Genomic DNA, 15,551 nt, shown 5'->3' with positions numbered 1-15,551 from the left:
GCATGCCTGAATTGAGGCTTGAGGCGGTTTCCAAGTCTTTTCCACGTCCAGCCGGCGGCGAGGTGTGGGCCTTGCGCGCTTTTTCGCTGACCGTACCCCCGGGCGCGCTGTTCGCCGTGGTGGGTCCTTCGGGGTGCGGAAAGACCACGTTGCTCCGGTTGCTGGCCGGGTTGGAGACCCCGACCTCGGGCCGGATTTGGATCGGCGGCCGCGAGGCGGCGGGACTCGACCCGGCGGCGCGTGACCTCGGGCTGGTTTTTCAGAATCACGCGTTGTACCCGCATCTGACGGTGCGGGAGAATTTGGAACTGGGGCTGGAGGCGAGGCGTGTGGACAAGGTGGAGATTCGCCGTCGCAGCGCGGAGATGGCGGACCTCTTCGGTTTGCGGGACACGCTGGGGTGCCTGCCCGGCGAACTTTCCGGGGGCATGCGGCAACGAGCGGCCCTGGCAAGGGCGTGTGCGCGAAGGCCGGGCGCCCTCTTGCTCGACGAGCCCTGCGCCCACCTCGATCCGGAAACGCGGCGAGAGGCGCGGATGTTCCTTGCCCGGCTGTGGCGCGAGTTGCGCATGACCTTGATTTGGGTGACCCATGATCAAAGCGAGGCGATGGCGGTGGGAGAACAAGTGCTCGTGATGCGGGACGGAACGCGCTGCCAACTGGGCACACCCAGAGAAGTTCATGGACATCCCGAGAATGCTTTCGTCGCACGTTTCATGGGATCGCCCCCGATGAACCTGTTTCGAGGACGTTTCGTGAAGCCGCCCGGGTCGGCGAGCTGGGCGTTTGAGGAATCGGGTTCGAGCGCGAACGCGGAGGCGAAGGGGACGCGTTTGCGCCTGATGTGGCCCGAGGATTGTCCGATCCCCGGCGCCTTGTCCACGGGACGGGAAGTGCTGTTGGGGGCGCGTCCCGAGCATCTCGCCTTGGAATCCGTCGAATCGCTGGACGAAACAAATGGCGACGAGCGAGCGCGGATCGAACATGTGGAATGGTTGGGGGCGGAAACGGTGGTTCACTTCAGCACGGCGTTTCATGAGGGGACGGCGCGGTGCGGTGCGGTCTCGAAATGGGCGCCGGGAGTTTCGGCTCGCGTGCGGCTGTGCCGTCCGGAAGCGATCCGATGGTTTGACGCTGCGACGCAGGGCAGGCTGGCGGGCGGAGAGGTGCGCTCGCCTCACTCGTAACGCAGGGATTCGATCGGATCGAGATTGGCGGCTTTCCAGGCGGGATAGGTGCCGAAGACAATGCCCACGACGGAACAGATGAGCAGCCCGTACACGGCCCAATCCACCGGAATGACCGGTGTCAGTTTCAGATAATAGGCGATGAGGTTGCCGCCGAGAATTCCGAGCAGGACACCGAGGAGCCCTCCGAATTCGCAGAGCATGATGGCTTCGAGGATGAATTGGGTCATGATGTTCCGTTTCTTGGCGCCGATGGCGCGGCGCACGCCGATTTCGCGGGTGCGCTCGGTGACGGAAACCAGCATGATGTTCATGATGCCGATGCCGGCGGCGAGCAGGGCGATGGAGCTCACGACGGCCACGCCGGCGCGCACGGTCAGGGTGAAGCTTTGAAACTGGCTGATCATGGAATCGTTGGTGGCGATTTCGAAGTCATCCTCTTTCCCCGGCGGCACTTTGCGAATCACGCGAAGCGCGCCGCGGACTTGTTCGACGGTGTCGTCGAAGGATGCCTGGTCCCAGGCTTGCACGAGCACGCTCAGACTGCGCCAGGAGCGTCCGTAGCGGTTGAGTCCGGTGGTGATCGGGATGGCGGCGAAGTTGTCGGCATTCCCGCCGAGGGCGGAGCCTTTGCCTTGCAGCACGCCGACCACGGTGTAGCCGATGTTGTCGAGTTTGACCTTTTCGCCGAGGGCGGAGCCTTGGGGAAAGAGATTCGTGGCCAGTCCGTGGCCCAGCACGCAAACCTGGCGGGTGCTTTCCAGATCTGATTCCGTGAGCGAGCGACCTTCGCCGATGGACCAATTGCGGGCCGGAAAAATGCCGGGGGTGACGCCATGGACCGGGACGTTGGGGGGCGTTTTTTCGTATTTAGAAACGGCTTCGCCGCCGAAGAGTTCAGTTTCGACGCCAACGTTTCGAGCGAGCGTGGTGCGGTCTTGGAGAAGTTTGCCCTGGGCGTAGGTGATATTCTTGCGGCGCCAATACTTTTCGAACCCGCCCGGACCGCCAAAATACACCTCGGGAAACTTGGTGATGAGGAACGTGTGGCTGCCCAGCTGGCTCAATTCGGATTCGATGGAGCTCTGCAGCACCCGCATGGCGGTCATGACGACGATGATGGAGAAGACGCCGACGAGCACGCCGAGCAAAGTGAGGGCGGAGCGCAGCTTGTGCGAGGTGACCGCGTCGAGGGCCATGACGAGGCTTTCGCGAAGCTCGCCGGCCAGCCGCGACCAGCCGCCGGCCTTTTTCACCGGCGCCGCGGCAGGAGGCTGGACGATCGAGGTCATTCGCTTCGCAGCGCGTCCACGGTGTTCATGCGGGCGGCGCGCCAAGCGGGCAGGAAACCTGAGACGACACCGGTGAGGGCGGAGACCGAGAGCGCGGCGGCGAGCACTTTCAGGGACATCGTTGCGGGGAAGATGCGATTCACGCCGAGCGTCACCATCCAGGCGATGGCGACGCCGACGAGGCCGGCGAGCAAACAGATCAACGCCGCCTCGACGAGAAACTGCACGAGAATGGCCCGTCGCTTGGCGCCGATGGCTTTGCGGACCCCGATCTCTCGAGTGCGCTCGGCCACGGAAACGAACATGATGTTCATGATGCCAATGCCGCCGACGAAGAGGGAGAGTCCGGTGAGTCCGAGCCCGGCGGAGGCGATGGTGCCCTGCACCTTTTCGAATGTCTTGATGAACATGTCTTGTTGATTGATGGAGAAATCGTCGGGAACACCCGGCGGGACCCGGCGGATCTTGCGCATGACACCGCGCAGTTCCTCCTTGGTTTCGTCGAGCTCCGCCAGGGAGCGCGCCCGCACCTGGATTTCGAAGTAAGGAAAATTCCAGAAGCTGCTCATGAATTGTTTGAGCGGGACGATCACCTGATTGTCCATGGAGAAGCCGCCGAGAAAATTGCCCCGTTTGTCGAGCACCCCGATGACTTCGAGCTGCGCGCTGCCGACCTTGATGCGTTTGCCCAGGGGCGGCTCGTTCACGAAGAGATTGCTGGCCACTTGGGATCCGAGCACACAAACAGGGCGGCCTCCCTCCACTTCGCCGGACGTCATGAAGCGGCCGAGCTGGACGGCGATGTTGTCCGTCTGCAGCATTTGGTCGGTGGTTCCGATGACACGGACGCGCACGGAGTTTTTGTTTTTGTAGCCCACGGGCTGGCCGGTGACGGCGATGGGCGAGACGGCGCGGGCCGTGGTCATCATGCGTTCGACCGCCTGGGCCTGGGCATAGTTGATTTCGCGCCGGCTCTGGGAGCGGATCCAATCCTCGTAGGAGTTATTGAGCCAGGAGAAGCGGCTGACGAAGAGCACGTCGGCGCCCATGGAGGAAATGCTGGTCATGAAGGCGCGATTGAGGCCTTCGATGGCGGTGCCCATCAGAGTCACGGTGACCACGCCGATGACGATGCCGAGCGTGGTCAGCGCCGAGCGCAGGCGGTTTGCGCGCAATGCGTCCCAGGCGATGCGGAGCCCTTCGATCAACTCGGTCAGGGGCATCATGGCGGGGAAGCGGGCACGGGGTGAGGCCGGAGCCTTTGATCGTCGGCCAGAGCCTCGTCGCTGGCGATCAAACCGTCGCGGATGCGGATGATGCGCCGGGAATGACGGGCGACCTCTTCCTCGTGGGTCACCACGAGGATGGTATTGCCTTTCGCGGAGAGCTCGTCGAAAAGCGCGAGGATCTCCTGTCCGGTTCGCGAGTCGAGGTTGCCGGTGGGTTCATCGGCGAGGAGGATGGAAGGGTCATTGACGAGGGCGCGGGCGATGGCGACGCGCTGGCGCTGGCCGCCGGACATTTCGTTGGGTTTGTGGTGGACCCGGTCGGCGAGGCCGACGTGGGCAAGGCGGTCCAAGGCCATGCGGCGCCGATCTTCGGGGGGGATGCCGCCATAGATCAGGGGTAATTCGACATTGCGCAGAGCGCTCGCGCGGGGCAGCAGGTTGAAGGTTTGGAAGACGAACCCGATTTCTTTGTTGCGGATTTCGGCGAGCTGGTTGTCGTCCATCCGGCTGACATCGGTCCCGTTGAGGTCGTAGCTGCCGGAGCTGGGAGTGTCGAGGCAGCCGAGGAGATTCATGAGGGTTGATTTGCCCGAACCGGAGGGGCCCATGATGGCGACGTATTCGCCGCGCTCGATGGAGAGCGAGACATCGCGCAGGGCGAAGATGGTTTCGGCGCCCATTTCGTAGCGCCGGGAGATGTTGCGAATGCGGATAAGGCTCACGGCAGGCGGTTTGCAGCGTCCGGGTTACTTGGCGGGTTCTCCCGGCTTTTCGGATCCTTTGACCTCGATCTTGATTTTCTTGCCGTCCTCCAGTTCGCGGCTGATGGCCTGGTGGCTACCGGAAACGATTTCCTGGCCTTCGGTCACGCCCTCGAGAATCTCGGTGTGATTGTCGTCGCTGATGCCGGGTTTGACGCGGATCATCCTGGCCACGTCGCCTTCCTTGGCGAAGACCACTTCGACCGGCTTGTCGGATTCATCCTTGCGGCGCGTGGAATCGGGCGACGTCGGAGCGGGGACGGGTTTCGAATTTTCGGCGCCCGCTGTTCCGGGTTTGTCGTTCTTCTTGGGGAGGCGGGTGGTAACGCTTTGGATGGGCACGGTCAGCACGTTGGTGCGGTAGCGGGTTTCGACTTCGGCGGTGACGGTCATGCCCGGGCGGAAGATTTCCTTTTCCTGAATGCGAATACGGACCTCGAACTTGGTCGCGTCCTGGGACGAGGAGGAGGAAGAGGACATGGAGCCGATCCCGGAGAGGCCTTTGGAGGAATTGGCGATTTCGGTCACGAGGCCGCTGAACTTGCGGTCGCGGAAGGCGTCCACTTCGAGCCGGGCTTTTTGGCCCAGGGCGATGAGGACGACGTCGATCTCGCCGATATCGACTCGCGCTTCCATTTCATTGAGGTCGGCGACGATCATGACTTCGGTGCCGGCCATCATGGCGGTGCCGACGACGCGCTCGCCGAGTTGGGAGTTGAGCCGGGAAATCGTACCATCGATGGGGGAGACGATCGTGGTCTTGGCGAGGTCTTCCGTGGCTTTTTCCAGGGAGGCCTTGGCCATCTCGACTTGATGGGTGGCGCTTTGGAGTTGGGCTTTGGCGACTTCAAAAGAGGTTTTCACGTCGAGGAAGAGCGACTCTGAAATCAGGCTCCTTTTCATCAATTCCTCGTGCCGTTTGAACTCGGTATCGGCCTTGTCGAGGTTCACCGTGGCGGTTTGCTTCGCCGCCAGCGAAGCTTGGAAGCTGGCATGGGAGGATCTCCGACTGGCTTCGTAGAAGTCCGGTTTGATTTTAAGCAGCAAATCGCCCTTCTTGACCAATTGTCCCTCTTTGACGGGGAGGGCGATGATTTCGCCGCTGACCTCGGGGCTGATTTTGACCTGGATCACCGGTTGAATCCGCCCGTTGGCCACGACCAGTTCGGTCAGATTTCGACGACTCACCTTTTCGGTCTGGATCGCGATCACGGGCTGGCGTTTCTTGTAGAAGTAATAGCCCGTTCCCCCGCCCCCGAGGAGCACGAGGATCAGGACCACCCAGAGGATCGTTTTCCCCCTGCCTTTTTGGGTTGTCGTCATGATTCAGTCGATTTGCGGCCTAGCCCGATGGCTCGGGTCGGATTCATGGTCCGGCTGAAAACCACCGCCGCGATATGAATCAGACACCACGAAGGGCTCATTTGTTTCCAGAACCTTGCTGAAAGGAACGTTCTTGTCACCTGAAGGCTTGATTGGAACCCACGGACCAGCGCTCGCCATGGTGCAGGACGCGATAGGGCTGGTCCAGGTTGCAGGCGGCAGACTCGAAGTCCGCGGGACTGGCGGTGTTGAACTCGAACATGTCGTAGTGGCAGGGAATGACGAGGGCAGCGCCGATGTCTTTCGCCAATTGCGCCGCCTCGGGCCCCCACAAGTTTCCCGCCACCCGCCGTTCCTGTCCACGTCCATTGATGGGCAGGAGCGCCACATCGGGGCGGAACGGCCGCAAGAGATCGACCATGCCTTCGTAGCGCATGGTGTCTCCGCTGTGATAAATCGTCCATGGACCGAGTCGGAACACATAACCCAGATAACAGCACCGGCCCAGGGCGTCTCGATCGATCGCCTCGTGGGCGGCGGGGACGGCGTGGATGTTCAGGGGTCCCAACGCGAGGTCCTGGCCTGCGTCGAGGGAATCCAGGCGCGAAGGATCCAAGCCGAGGCGTTTTCCGGCGAAAGCCACGTTGGCCGCAGGCACGACGATACGCAGGGAAGGATTGCGATGCAGAATCGGCCTCAGGGTTTCGGCATCGAGATGGTCGGTGTGATTGTGGCTGGAAGTTGCGGCGTCGATGCCAGCGAGTTCGCCTGGATTCACGACGAGACCCGTCATGCGGACGTGCGGTTTGTCGGTGGTGGCGTACTTGGTGGTCAGCGCATCGGAAAGGTACGGATCGATCAGGAGGGCAAAGCCGTTCCAGGCCGCGAGGAATCCGCTTTGGCCGAGCCACCACAAGTGGAGCCGTTCGCGGTCAGCGCGAGCATGGGCGACGTCGTCGAGGAACGCGGCACCGCTGAGGAAAGGCGCTTGCACAGGGCGGGCTAGGCTGGCGGCAAGCCTCGTTCCTGCCGGACTTTTTCCACACCGGCGACGAGGTGGCGAAGCTTTTGTTTTGCCGCCCACCTTGCCGTTTGACTCAAGCCGCAATCCGGGGCGAAAGAGAGCCGTTCTGCCGGAGCGTGGACCAGACAAGCGCGGACGCGCGCCGCGATGTCGTCCGGGGTTTCCACGTGATAACTCTTGACATCGACGATGCCGACGGCGGCGTCCTTGGAACGGGCAATGGCGGCGAGCAGGTCGAGTTCAGAGAATTCGCGGCTGGCCATTTCGAGGTGGATTTCGTCCACATGCATGTCGAGGAAAGCCGGAAACATGGGGGCGTAGCGGCGGGGGCCGACGGCACGGCCCTTGTAGTTTCCGAAGCAGAGGTGCGTGGAGAGCCGGCATCGCCCACGGACCGGTTCAACCGTGCGGTTGAAGATATCGACGAAACGTCGGGGATCCTCGCGATAGGCGTAGCAGCTCATGGAGGGTTCATCCACGGTAATCTCGGAGCACCCTTCATCGGCCAGGGCTTCGAGTTCAGCCCGCACGAACGGGAGCAGCGCTTCGGTCAACGCCCAGCGGTCCGGATACTGGGCGTTGGGGACCAGCCGTCCGCTCAGGGTGTAGGGTCCGGGCACGCTGGCTTTGAGGGCTGGTTTGGGGTTGAGCAACTCGAGCTGGGGGGAGGCGAGGCGGCGCAGGCGGCGAAAATCCTCGACCGCGCCCAATCCGCGGGGAGCAGACAGGGTGCGAACCACCTTGTGTCGTCCGCGCTGGTCATGGGCAGGCGGACCGAACACCCGGGGCGGAGCCGATTCGAGTTCGAGTCCATCCAGGAATCCGTAGAAGGAGAGATTGAAATCGAGCCGGGTTTGTTCCCCATCGGTGATGACATCGAGGCCGGCTTCGAGTTGATCGCGCACCGCGATGGTCACCGCGTCCTCGATCAGTTCGGCGCGGTCGGATTCTCCGAAGCGGTCCAGGTGTTGGCAGGCGAATTCGAGCCAACTGGGGAACGGGTAACTGCCGATGACGGTGGTGCGCAGGGGACGTTCTTTCATGAGCATTCGAACCGTTCGTTCAAGGATCCAAGGTCCGCGGGACTAGACGCGCGGTTGCTGGTAGAGCCGGGCCATGCGATCCGCGTGCTCGTCGTAGGCGGATTCGAACAACTGGGTGGCGCGATCTCCACCCACGAGCGCGCCGGCTGTCAGCACTTTCGGCGGCTGACCCGCGGCCGTGAGTCGGGCGGCCACTTCAGCTTTGATCGCATTGACGAGCAGGCAGCCTCCGATCGTCGAGCCGGGGGAAACCGGCGTATCCAGGCCGGGCACGGTGACCATGGCGTCGCCAACCGGGGCGCCTGTATTGAGGACTAGGTCCGCCGTTTCGTGGAGCTTGTGTCCGCGCGGATGGCGGCTGGTGCTGGCGTCCGCGTGGGCGCGGCTGACGATGGCCACGACTTTCACCCCTCTGGCGCGGAACAATTCGGCCATTTCAACCGGTACGACATTGCATCCGCTGGAGGACACGATGAGGGCGGTGTCGGCGGGGGCGAGATGGAAATTCCGGAGGATGCGGGCGGCCAAGCCGGACACATTTTCGAGAAACATGGCCTGGCGCTGGCCGTTGGCGCCGACGACGAGATTGTGGAAGCTGAGGGAGAGTTCGACGATGGGGTTGAATCCGGGGAACGATCCGTAGCGGGGCCACATTTCCTCAACCAGGATCCGGCTATGCCCGGAGCCGAAGAGATGCACGACGCGGCCGGCGAGAATGGAGGCGGCAAACCAGTCCGCGGCCGTGCGAATGGCATCGAGTTGGGACTCCACCGTGCCGACGAGACCTGCGGCCCGCGTCAGGAAGTCGCGGGCTGGAGAGGTGGAATCCATGCCGGGGGTGGTTTGGAAAGATCCGGGGGCTATTTTTTCTCCGCTTTGGGCTCGGTCACCTTTTTGTAAACGTCCATGCGGGGGGCTTCGTCGCGTTCGCGATCGAAATTGGAAGCCATGGTGAGGGAGTCATAGCCCAATTGATACAGATTGAGGCGGTCGTCGTTGACCTCGCTGAGCTCGTTTTCATTGACACCACCCTTGATGTCGCCGAAGCGAAGCGCCTGGAAGACTCCTTGTTTCTCGATTTTCACCGAGCCTTCAGCGTAGAGCCGGAGGGAACCGTCCGCGTCCTGCATGCGGAACTTGAACTTGCCGGCCTTGATTTCGAGGGTGAGTTTGGCGACTTCGCCATCGGGCGACTTGCGCTCGGTTTTCCAGGTCCCGTTCAGGCGATCGAGATCATTGGCGAGAGAGAACGTCGCCAGTCCGAGGGAAAACAACAGGACGAGGAGGGAACGAGGAAACAGTTTTTTCATAATGCGAGAGATGGATGCGTTGACCGAGCGTTGCGGGGCCGATGGTTGAAGGCGTCCGCTGCCGAACTCAAGCGAAAAGGCCCAGCCCGACGCGATGACCACGCGCTGTGGCTGGTGTCTCGACTCCGCCGCGCTCGGGGATGGAAAGGGGGGATTTTGGGGGAGCGCGGCTGCGTGCGAAGCGCCAGTCGCAACGAAGCCGAATGAAATCGAGCTGGGTGACTTGAACCTCAACGGAGCAGTTGAGCGGTTGCGCCTGCGTCCCGACAAGCTGCCACGAGGGCTTGGCAAGGCTGCCGGGTTGGGCAAATCTTGGCGGATGACGACGGCGGAAAATGAGTTGTTGGAGGCATTGTTGGAACTGGAGCGGAGTATTCAACCGTCAGGCTCGGCAGGGGCCAACGTCAGTTTTCAGGCGTTGTTTGCCCGCATCGACGAGGCCGGGGCCAAACTGGGTCCGGGTATCGACCCGGCCCTGAGGCATTATCTGCAAAAGAAGAGCTACCAGAAAGCCCGGATGTTTCTCCAGGGACGCGAGGCGGAAAATCAGCGCGGTCCCTGTGGCCACGTCGAGTAGGCGAAACCGGACGACACATGTTGAGTCCGGAGGATACCATCGCGGCTATTGCCACGCCTTTGGGCGAGGCCGCCCTGGGCCTCGTGCGATTAAGTGGTCCTCGCTGCCTTGAGGTCGCGGATCGCTGCTTTCGTCCCTCAGGCCAAGGCAGCCTTCCCAGCCATTGCGCCACACACACGGCGCATTACGGTCATATCGTGCGGGATGGAAGGGTGGTGGATGAAGTCATGGTGTTGATCCTGCGCGCCCCGCGCACGTTCACCCGCGAGGATTCGGTTGAGATTGGGTGTCACGGAGGACTGGTGGTCGTGAAAGCCGTGTTGGAAGCCGTCCTCGCAGCGGGAGCGCGTCCGGCCGAACCCGGTGAGTTCACCCGGCGCGCCTTTTTGAGCGGCCGGATCGATTTGACCCAGGCTGAAGCGGTTGCGGACTTGATCCATGCGCGCACGGAGTTCGCCGCGTCGGTAGCTCAGGAGCAACTGGCGGGGAAACTTTCCAAGCAAATCGAAGCGTTGCGCGCCGAGTTGATGGAGGCGCTCGCGGTGGTGGAGGCCCATATTGACTTTCCCGAGGAGGATCTCCCGCCCCAGACGCAGGCTGGCTTATGGGATCGAGTGACGCGCGCGCGAGCGTTCGTCGGGCGGCTTCTCGCTCGAGCAGGCGAAGGACAGGTCTTGAGGCGTGGTTTGCGCGCCGCGCTCGTGGGACGTCCCAACGCGGGCAAGTCCAGTCTGCTCAATCATCTTCTCGGCCATGAACGCGCCATCGTGTCTCCGACGCCGGGCACCACACGGGACACCATCGAGGAGACGGCCTCGATTCGCGGCATTCCTGTGATCTTCATCGACACCGCGGGGATGCGGGAAACGGCCGACGCGGTGGAACGGGAAGGAGTGGAACGCAGCCGGCGAGCCATGGGCACCGCCGATCTGGTTTTGCATGTTGTGGATCAGTCGGAACCACCCCATTCGGACGACCTCTCCCTGTTGGCGGATGGATCGGGATCGAAGTCGATCCTGATCTTGAACAAGTGCGATCGGTCGTGTCATCCGGACTGGACTCGGGTCGTGGATTTGCGCGAGGCGGTTCGCATCAGTTGCCTGGAAGGGACGGGCTTGGAGGACTTGAAAGAGGTTGTTTCCCGGCGCGTCTGGCAGGGCGGCGGTCCGGCCGAATCATGGCAGTTGATGATCAACGCGCGTCATCAAGACGCGCTGCGGCGGGCGGGGGAAGCCTTGGAGAAGGCGCAAGCAGCGATGGAGTCAAACTGGACGCTCGAGATCGCCGCGATGGAGTTGCGCGCCGCGGCGGGCGCGGCGGGCGAGGTGGTGGGGAAAACCTCGACCGAAGACTTGCTGGACCTCATTTTTAGCAAGTTCTGCATTGGGAAATAGTCCTTCCGGCGATCGTCAGGCCAGGATTTCCCGAATCGGACTGCCGTAGTCGATTTCCAAACGCTTGCGCCCGGGAATATCCAAACGGCGCGATTCCAGACCCAGCAGATGCAGGACCGTGGCGTGCAGGTCGGTCACGTAGTGTCCTGGACCCAGAGCGTGATAACCCAGTTCGTCCGTGGCGCCATGGATGGAGCCCGGCTTCACGCCCGCGCCGGCAAACCAAATCGTGAAACCATGCGGATGATGATCGCGCCCGTCCTTGCCCCCGGCGCGCTGTTCCAGTCCGGGGGTTCGTCCGAATTCCGTGCAGAACACCACCAGGACATCCTTGTCGAGGCCGCGTTGCTTGAGATCGCGAAGCAAACCGGCGGTGGGGAGATCCACGGACGCGCAGAGTTTTTCGTGATTATCCTTCAACTTTTGGTGCGAATCCCACCCACCCAGGCGGCTGGGATAGGCGAGGACGAAGCGGACGCCGCGTTCCACGAGGCGGCGCGCGGCGAGGAAGCGTTCCCCGGCGACTTTGGTATGGTCTTGGTCGAGTCCGTAGAGTTTGCGGATGTGCGCCGACTCGGCTTCGAGGCGCATGGCCTCGGGCACGGCAGACTGCATTTTGAAGGCAAGCTCGTAGGCCTTGATGCGGGCTTGAAGGCGTTCGTCGTGGGGATGCCGTTCGGCGGCCAAGCGATTGAGATCGTGGACCAACTCGAACTCGCGGGCCTGTTCCTCGAGGGTCATCCCGGGCTGTCGAACTCCGAAGGGAAGCGGGTTTTGGGGATCGGTTTCAAGCGGGACGCCCGCGTGCTCGGGGCCGAGGTAGTGAGCATGCGCACATTCGCTGGAGTTGTGTGCTTTGGGAAGTCCGACCGTGACAAAACTGGGCAGGTTGTCATTCACACTGCCAAGCCCGTAGTGAATCCAGGAACCGATGCTGGGCTGAGTCTCGTCCAGGCGATGGCGCCCGGTATGAATCTGGTTCTCAGCCCAATGATCGTTGTCGGTGGTCCACATGTTGCGGACCCAGGCGATGTCGTCGGCACATCCGGCAAGGTGAGGCCACCAATCGGTGATCCCGATCCCGCACTGGCCCCGTGATTTCCACCCGACCTGCATGGGGTAGATGATCGGGTACACATCGCGAATGTTGATGTCGTCCGCGGGAACGGACCGGAAGCGCTTTTGGTGGAGCGGCGAATGGAGCGGGTTGGCGAAAGGCGTTTTGTCGAAGGTTTTCCCCGCGTGCTCATTCAAGGCCGGCTTGGGATCGAAGGTCTCCATGTGGCTGTAGCCGCCGCTGAGAAAAATCCAGATGACGGATTTGGCTTTTGGAGGGAAGAGGGGCTGGCCGGTAGGCGGCTTCCAAGGGAGGTGAGCGGAGTCGCCGGCGCGGGCGTATCCGTCACGCCAAAGCATGGAACCGAGGGTCAGACCGGCAAAACCCATGCCCATGTCGGACAAGAAACTTCGCCGGGGAAATCGGCCGCAGAAGGTGCAGTCAGAGTTCATCGGATGGTGACGAATTCGTGGTGGTTGAACAGGGCGTGAACCAATCCGGCGCGCGCGGCCAGGACAAGGGTTTCCGTGGAATCCTGGCGAGGGGCTCCGGGTGCGGAGGATAACGCCGAAGGCTTCAAGTCGAGGAACGAGACGGCCTTGGCGACCTCAGCCTCGGTCGGGCGCCGGGCCAGAATATGTTCCCACGCGTGTTGAACAAATTGGCGGGCGTCGGTGATCGGCGCCAGTTTGCCAGCCAGCGCCCGGCTTTGGTCAAACCCCAGCTTGCTGTTGGAAAGTGCCAAAGCCTGCTGGGGCACGATTGTTTGGCTGCGCCGGTAGCATTCGTTCGGATTCGGCGCGTCGAAGAGCTCGGCGAAGGCACTTTGGCCGAGGGGTTCAGGGAAGCACTCGAAATAGAGGCTGCGATGACGATTCGTTTCGGCCTGGCTGTTGGGGAGAGGGTATCCCACCGCCTTGAAGTCGAGCTCGCCGGCGAGATGGAGCAGGCTGTCCCGCAGCACTTCGGCTTCCATCTGGCCGGCGTTCATGCGCCAGAAGAGCTTGTTTTCGGGATCCTTTTCCCGTTGCGTCGCAAACCGCTTGGCGGCGGCTTCCGAATCGTCGGGGGAAGAGGCTTGGCGATAGGTTTGACTGGTGACGATGAGACGGTGCAGGTGCTTCATGCTCCAGCCGTGCTCCATCAAGTCGGCGGCGAGCCAGTCCAGGAGCTCGGGGTGCGCAGGTTGACTTCCGTTGCGTCCGAGATCGAACGTGGTTGCGACGAGGGGCGTGTGGAAGTGACGCGTCCAAATATGATTCACGGCGACGCGTGCGGTGAGGGGATTCTCAGGACTCGCGAGCCATCGGGCGAGAGCCGCGCGGCGTCCGGTGCTTTGCGAGGGGTACTTTGGCGAGAAGGGGGTGTGAGCCAGCAGGTTGGTTTGCAAGTTGGCCGGAAGCGCTTCCAAACGTCTGCGTTGGGCGGTGACCTTTTCGGAGGCACTCTTGCGGGCGGCTTCGGCTTTAACCTTTTCCTCTTTGGATTCGGCAGCGCCGCCCGCTTTCCGCCGCGCTTCCGCCATGGCTTGCTCGGCTTCGAACAACGCGAGAGAAGCTTCCGCCTCGTCGAGCTCGGCCTCGGCTTTGCGAAGCGCAAGCCGTTTCTCGGCGGTGATGGCGGATTGGGAAACATCGGATGCGGGCTGCGACGAGGCGGCCGGGGTGGGAGGCGGGAGCGGAGCTCCGTCGGCGGCCAATCGATTCTGCACCGCTTCGAGATCTGCCTGGGCAATCCGCCATTGGTTGAAGCGTTGTCGGCTCAGGGTTTCAGCCGCCAGCCAGCGGGAGAAGGCTTGCGCGCGCTCGACGGGTGCGAGGGACGGCGAAAACTGGGCGCGTGCCTCTTCGAACTCACGATCGGCTTTCTCACGGGCGTTGACGGCTTCATCGAGAGCTCGCAGCCGTTTGGCCAGCTCAGCCTCGCGGATGAAAGCTTTGGATCCCGGATAAGACGCCTGGGAGGGAAGATGGACCCGTTCGGCGGCCAGAGGGTCGGCGCGCAGGAATCGCGGCAGGCCGGGTTCGACGGTTGGTTTGCCATCGGGAAAGCTTCGTTCATCTCCGCGCAAGTAGATGAACGTCCTGGCGTCGAGGGTTTCGTCGAAGACGCTGACGATGCCGTTGGTGACGACGCGGCGCAGGGTGCTGTAATCGTATTTTTGGAAGGGGCCCGGATCCGCCTCGCCTTGAACCCAGTCCTGGCGCACTTGAATCGGTTCGAAGAACGCGCGGAACCGGAAATAATCCTCGTGCCGGATGGGATCGTACTTGTGGTCGTGGCAATGCGCGCAGTTGAAAGTGAGTCCAAGGAACGCTTTGCCGGTATGCTCCACGACATCGCGGAGCCATTGATTTTTGTTGAGCGCGTACCAATTGCGCACGAGATAGCCGGTGGCCGCGCGCGCGCCGTCGTCCTGGGGAGCGAGTTCGTCGCCGGCGAGCATCTCGGCCAGCATCCTGTCATAGCCTTTGTCCTCGTTGAGCGATCGAACGATCCACTCGCGCCAGCGCCAGACCTGGGGGGCGCTGTTCCAGACATCGGGCACCTGGCGGCGTCCGTACCAATCGCTGTATCGCCAGATATCCATCCAATGACGAGCCCACCGTTCACCATGAGCGGGGGCATTGAGAAGGCGATCCACAACCCGCTCGTAAGCGTCCTCGGAGGAATCGTCGAGAAAGGCTTCGATTTCAGCGCGGGTGGGTGGATGCCCGGCCAAATCGAGATAGACCCGGCGGAGCAAAATCGATTTGGGAGCCTGACCCAGGGAGGAAAGCCCCGCCGCCTGACGCCGGGTGGAAATCCAAGCGTCAATGGGATTCGCCGGTCCGTGGAACGCGAAGAAAGCCGCCACGGTAGGATCGGACTTCTCGGCGACAAGGGTCAATGCCGCGGAGGGGAGTGGCGCTTTGACTGGAGGTTTGAACGCCCAATGATCCTTGGGGTCGGATTCGGGTTTCTCGTCCGGCGGGGCGGTGGCGCCGGCGAGGATCCAGGCGCGAAACTTTGCTTGTTGCTCGGCGGACAACGGTTCTCCTTCGGGAGGCATCCGCTCGTCGGCGTCATGGGAATCGATGCGTGCGAGGAGCGAGCTCTCGTCCGGTTTGCCGGGCTGAACGACGGGGCCTTTCTTGCTGCCTCGCAACATGGACGCGGCTGTATCGAGCCGCAGGCCCGCTTTTTGTTCGAGCGCGCCGTGGCAGCTGTAACAGCGGGCTTTGAGGAGCGGTTTGACATCGCGGGCATAGTCCACGCCTTCGGCCGCCCGGCCGGTCAGGGCGGTGAGGCAGCACATCCAGAAAATGACGCGAGGCCAGGGCATGGGGTTCGATCAGGATCCGCATCCTGGCA

The 15,551-nt window shown here is 62.5% G+C and carries 13 protein-coding genes; 3 read left to right on the top strand and 10 right to left on the bottom strand.

What is annotated here, in order from left to right; genetic code table 11:
* Positions 1 to 2 precede the first annotated feature (2 nt).
* Positions 3 to 1,187, top strand: a complete 1,185-nt coding sequence (locus FJ404_07790) for an ABC transporter ATP-binding protein (GenBank protein MBM3822770.1) — start codon at positions 3 to 5, stop codon at positions 1,185 to 1,187.
* Here FJ404_07790 and FJ404_07785 read toward each other — a convergent pair.
* The 8 genes from FJ404_07785 to FJ404_07750 form a co-directional block, all read right to left on the bottom strand.
* On the bottom strand, positions 1,178 to 2,479 hold the full coding sequence (locus FJ404_07785; GenBank protein ID MBM3822769.1) for an FtsX-like permease family protein: 1,302 nt from the start codon (positions 2,477 to 2,479) through the stop codon (positions 1,178 to 1,180). The two genes, FJ404_07790 and FJ404_07785, sit on opposite strands and share 10 nt — an antisense overlap.
* Positions 2,476 to 3,705, bottom strand: coding sequence for an FtsX-like permease family protein (locus FJ404_07780; GenBank protein ID MBM3822768.1), 1,230 nt, complete (start codon positions 3,703 to 3,705; stop codon positions 2,476 to 2,478). Before FJ404_07780 ends, FJ404_07785 begins: the two co-directional genes overlap by 4 nt.
* Positions 3,702 to 4,388: an ABC transporter ATP-binding protein gene (locus FJ404_07775; GenBank protein MBM3822767.1), complete on the bottom strand. Its 687-nt coding sequence runs from the start codon at positions 4,386 to 4,388 to the stop codon at positions 3,702 to 3,704. Before FJ404_07775 ends, FJ404_07780 begins: the two co-directional genes overlap by 4 nt.
* A 66-nt stretch (positions 4,389 to 4,454) precedes the next feature.
* On the bottom strand, positions 4,455 to 5,792 hold the full coding sequence (locus FJ404_07770) for an efflux RND transporter periplasmic adaptor subunit (GenBank protein ID MBM3822766.1): 1,338 nt from the start codon (positions 5,790 to 5,792) through the stop codon (positions 4,455 to 4,457).
* A gap of 136 nt (positions 5,793 to 5,928) precedes the next feature.
* Positions 5,929 to 6,786 (bottom strand): MBL fold metallo-hydrolase, encoded by an 858-nt coding sequence (locus FJ404_07765; GenBank protein ID MBM3822765.1) that lies wholly within the window; start codon positions 6,784 to 6,786, stop codon positions 5,929 to 5,931.
* 8 nt (positions 6,787 to 6,794) lie between these two features.
* Entirely contained in the window at positions 6,795 to 7,859 is a 1,065-nt protein-coding gene (locus FJ404_07760) for a cobalamin-independent methionine synthase II family protein (GenBank protein MBM3822764.1), read from the bottom strand.
* 42 nt (positions 7,860 to 7,901) lie between these two features.
* On the bottom strand, positions 7,902 to 8,690 hold the full coding sequence (locus tag FJ404_07755; protein MBM3822763.1) for an SIS domain-containing protein: 789 nt from the start codon (positions 8,688 to 8,690) through the stop codon (positions 7,902 to 7,904).
* 29 nt (positions 8,691 to 8,719) lie between these two features.
* Positions 8,720 to 9,169, bottom strand: coding sequence for a hypothetical protein (locus FJ404_07750; GenBank protein MBM3822762.1), 450 nt, complete (start codon positions 9,167 to 9,169; stop codon positions 8,720 to 8,722).
* A 94-nt stretch (positions 9,170 to 9,263) separates the two neighbouring features.
* Here FJ404_07750 and FJ404_07745 point away from each other — a divergent pair, with 94 nt between their 5' ends.
* Together FJ404_07745 and mnmE are read left to right on the top strand one after the other, a co-directional pair.
* Positions 9,264 to 9,746 carry a hypothetical protein gene (locus FJ404_07745; GenBank protein MBM3822761.1) on the top strand — a complete coding sequence of 161 codons (483 nt, stop codon included), beginning with the start codon at positions 9,264 to 9,266 and terminating at the stop codon, positions 9,744 to 9,746.
* A gap of 17 nt (positions 9,747 to 9,763) precedes the next feature.
* Positions 9,764 to 11,140: a tRNA uridine-5-carboxymethylaminomethyl(34) synthesis GTPase MnmE gene (gene mnmE, locus FJ404_07740; protein MBM3822760.1), complete on the top strand. Its 1,377-nt coding sequence runs from the start codon at positions 9,764 to 9,766 to the stop codon at positions 11,138 to 11,140.
* Positions 11,141 to 11,155: 15 nt separating this feature from the next.
* On the opposite strand, the gene FJ404_07735 is transcribed toward mnmE, so the two are convergent.
* A complete protein-coding gene (locus FJ404_07735) occupies positions 11,156 to 12,649 on the bottom strand; it encodes a DUF1501 domain-containing protein (protein MBM3822759.1) in 1,494 nt (497 codons plus the stop codon).
* A complete protein-coding gene (locus tag FJ404_07730) occupies positions 12,646 to 15,522 on the bottom strand; it encodes a DUF1553 domain-containing protein (GenBank protein MBM3822758.1) in 2,877 nt (958 codons plus the stop codon). The genes FJ404_07735 and FJ404_07730 overlap by 4 nt, the downstream gene beginning before the upstream one ends.
* Positions 15,523 to 15,551 lie beyond the last annotated feature (29 nt).

The organism is Verrucomicrobiota bacterium, assembly GCA_016871495.1.
In the GTDB taxonomy this organism is placed as follows: Bacteria; Verrucomicrobiota; Verrucomicrobiia; order Limisphaerales; family VHDF01; genus VHDF01.
This window is presented reverse-complemented; position numbering and strand designations above follow the sequence as displayed.

Bases quoted from the DNA above. Each gene is read 5' to 3' on its own strand.
- FJ404_07750 (MBM3822762.1), bottom strand. From the start codon at position 9,169: ATGAAAAAACTGTTTCCTCGTTCCCTCCTCGTCCTGTTGTTTTCCCTC.
- FJ404_07755 (MBM3822763.1), bottom strand. From the start codon at position 8,690: ATGGATTCCACCTCTCCAGCCCGCGACTTCCTGACGCGGGCCGCAGGT.
- FJ404_07770 (MBM3822766.1), bottom strand. From the start codon at position 5,792: ATGACGACAACCCAAAAAGGCAGGGGGAAAACGATCCTCTGGGTGGTC.
- FJ404_07735 (MBM3822759.1), bottom strand. From the start codon at position 12,649: ATGAACTCTGACTGCACCTTCTGCGGCCGATTTCCCCGGCGAAGTTTC.
- mnmE (MBM3822760.1), top strand. From the start codon at position 9,764: ATGTTGAGTCCGGAGGATACCATCGCGGCTATTGCCACGCCTTTGGGC.
- FJ404_07760 (MBM3822764.1), bottom strand. From the start codon at position 7,859: ATGAAAGAACGTCCCCTGCGCACCACCGTCATCGGCAGTTACCCGTTC.
- FJ404_07790 (MBM3822770.1), top strand. From the start codon at position 3: ATGCCTGAATTGAGGCTTGAGGCGGTTTCCAAGTCTTTTCCACGTCCA.
- FJ404_07780 (MBM3822768.1), bottom strand. From the start codon at position 3,705: ATGATGCCCCTGACCGAGTTGATCGAAGGGCTCCGCATCGCCTGGGAC.
- FJ404_07785 (MBM3822769.1), bottom strand. From the start codon at position 2,479: ATGACCTCGATCGTCCAGCCTCCTGCCGCGGCGCCGGTGAAAAAGGCC.
- FJ404_07745 (MBM3822761.1), top strand. From the start codon at position 9,264: ATGACCACGCGCTGTGGCTGGTGTCTCGACTCCGCCGCGCTCGGGGAT.
- FJ404_07730 (MBM3822758.1), bottom strand. From the start codon at position 15,522: ATGCCCTGGCCTCGCGTCATTTTCTGGATGTGCTGCCTCACCGCCCTG.
- FJ404_07775 (MBM3822767.1), bottom strand. From the start codon at position 4,388: ATGGGCGCCGAAACCATCTTCGCCCTGCGCGATGTCTCGCTCTCCATC.